The 2,235-nt window shown below is 63.3% G+C and carries 2 protein-coding genes; both read right to left on the bottom strand.

Annotated features, from left to right (window positions below; translation table 11 throughout):
* Positions 1–66: 66 nt before the first annotated feature.
* Positions 67–1,341 carry an ERF family protein gene (locus WB528_RS28475; RefSeq protein WP_423892821.1) on the bottom strand — a complete coding sequence of 425 codons (1,275 nt, stop codon included), beginning with the start codon at positions 1,339–1,341 and terminating at the stop codon, positions 67–69.
* Positions 1,325–2,149, bottom strand: a complete 825-nt coding sequence (locus tag WB528_RS28480; RefSeq protein WP_423892823.1) for a YqaJ viral recombinase family protein — start codon at positions 2,147–2,149, stop codon at positions 1,325–1,327. The genes WB528_RS28475 and WB528_RS28480 overlap by 17 nt, the downstream gene beginning before the upstream one ends.
* Between the last annotated feature and the right edge of the window lie 86 nt (positions 2,150–2,235).

A 2,235-nucleotide genomic window follows, 5' to 3' on the forward strand; every position in this document is an offset into this window, starting at 1 on the left:
GCATCAGTCTCCTTCAGGATACATGACGTCAAGTGCATCGATTGGCTTGGACCTGCTTGAAGGATGTCATGCAGACCCTGCCGCGATGATTGGCTTTGTTTTGTAATTCGGGGCCTGTTTCCTGGCTGGCCGAAGGCGCTCGGCCTCGCTCTGATCGGCACTGTCGGCGGTGATCGCAACGTCTTCGATGACCAGTTTGTCCGAAACGGGCGGCAGCGGATGCGTCCTCAGCCAAAGGGCGCGGGCACTCCCAATCGGATCGATGCCGACCTTGCCCCACCACTCGGCTTCGTCGCCGTAGCGGTGGACCTCGCGATGATGGCCTCGGCATAGTGGCACCGTGAACTCATCACTGACCTTGCGGCCTAGCGCACGGCTTTGAGCAAAGCGCAGATGGTGGGCATCACAGGGCTGCCGTCCGCAGATCAGACAGGGGCGCCCGGCGACGAATTTGACGTGCTCCCGATCACGAACCCGCCGCGGCACCGCCAACGCGAGAGCGGACTTATCGATCGCCTTGGATCGCCGCCGCCTGTTGGGCTTTTCTGGATAGTCGCCATGCGATGGTGGAAACTGCTCAGGCGTCTCAGGGGCGTGGAGCAAGGATTCTTCCGCGGGGGGAGCCAAGCCGGCCAGCTTTGCTCGGAACGCCTCCTCGACGAGTGCGGCATCAGCTGCCGTCAGTTTGTTTTTTTCGGGCAGGCACCGGTGCGCCCAGTTTGTCGCATCATCGGCGGAGCCGAGGGCGTCGAGTTCGGCAAGCAGGCGTTCGCGTAATTGACTGGATTCCTGTGGTCCGAGAGATTTGCCGGGGCCGTTCGCGTCATGGCGAGACGGAGTGCGTCCGCCGTTGAGATGGCCATTTCGTCCTTCCTTGGCTTTCTTCGGCGCCGACGCCTGAGTAGGCGGCATCTGCAGATCGGGAGCGTCGAGGTCATCCTCACCGGCGATACCCACGAGTGCAAAGAGTGCATACCGTCTGGCGTAGGTCAGGGCCGCGCCCATCCGGCGCGGCGTCGCGGTATCGCTGACGGCGCAGACCGGCCAGTCAGAAGCGATCCATTCTCCAGAAGAATGCGCCAGCACGGTTGTCAGGCTGACGACACCAGCGCTCTGGTCGATCGCGGTTGTTTGTACGGTCGCAATCTCATGCTGGCCAAGCGTCGTGCGCACGATATCGAGCCCGCTCGCCAGCGACGCGTAGTTGAACGAGCGCCTTTCTTGCCCCGCGCCGTCCGCATAAATGGTCCCCACCAGCGATTTCTCTGGGTTGACCAGCTCGACCTGAGCCTTGGCAAGTGCCGCGGCGAGGCTGGCAATCGAATTACTGGACCGCTGCATCGCTGCCCTCCACGCGGAGGAGGTCCAAACTGACGGCACCGGATTTCGAGCGCTTGGCCCGAATGCCGTGGCCGGTCGCCTCCTTTGCATCTGCAGGCACCAGCGTCTTGAGCTCGGCCTTGGCCTGCTCATGTTCGAGATGCGCCGCCCGCGTCCGCGAAAAGACTGCGGCGAATTCCGCCCACGCGTTCGAAGAACTCATATCGACGATGCGCACCGCCTCGATGCGGGGCTTCGGCGGCTCGACGCCAAATAGGCGAGGGGGCTCACCGCTTTCGACGCAGCGCCAGAATTTTCGTTCGGCGGTGACAATGAGGTGCTGGTAGAGCGGATCGGCATGGGCTGTGATCTCGACCCATTTGCCGCCCCCGGTGATCACCGACAGCACGGCACTCCTGGCCGCAACGACCCACATGTTGTGCTGCAGCTGCGGCATGTATTTCACGGCTGCCGCCTCTTCCGAGAAGTACCAGGGGAGCATGAACTTGGCCTCGAACACGGCCCCACTTGCCTCAACCCGACCGTCCAAGGTGGCTGCCATCCAGCGCAGCGTCGGATGGAAGACCCGGCGCTGCACATCGGTCAGAGTCTGACCCGAATTGGCCTCGTACCAGCGCCGATTGAGGTCCTCGGTGACCACCCCGAGTTGGACAATGAGGTTGCCGGACAGGTCCTGGGGCTCCGCCTCGCCCCGCTTCTCCCGCCATAGCCGCGTGAGCGCGGCCTCGTCATCGCCCATGATGATCCGGGCGTCCGAGCCGCCGATGAAATAGCGGCGATCGGCGCGTCCCTTGGGCCGCTCGCTCATATGTGCCGTTTCAGCAGGACGGCAGCCCGCGGACTCGTGTACTTTTGTGGCCTCGTGGCCCGTCGACATGGCAATCTCCCTATTGG

The organism is Bradyrhizobium sp. (assembly GCF_049586575.1).
Classification (GTDB): Bacteria; Pseudomonadota; Alphaproteobacteria; order Rhizobiales; family Xanthobacteraceae; genus Bradyrhizobium.

Coding starts and splice junctions, on each gene's coding strand:
- WB528_RS28475 (WP_423892821.1), bottom strand. CDS start 1,341: ATGCAGCGGTCCAGTAATTCGATTGCCAGCCTCGCCGCGGCACTTGCC.
- WB528_RS28480 (WP_423892823.1), bottom strand. CDS start 2,149: ATGAGCGAGCGGCCCAAGGGACGCGCCGATCGCCGCTATTTCATCGGC.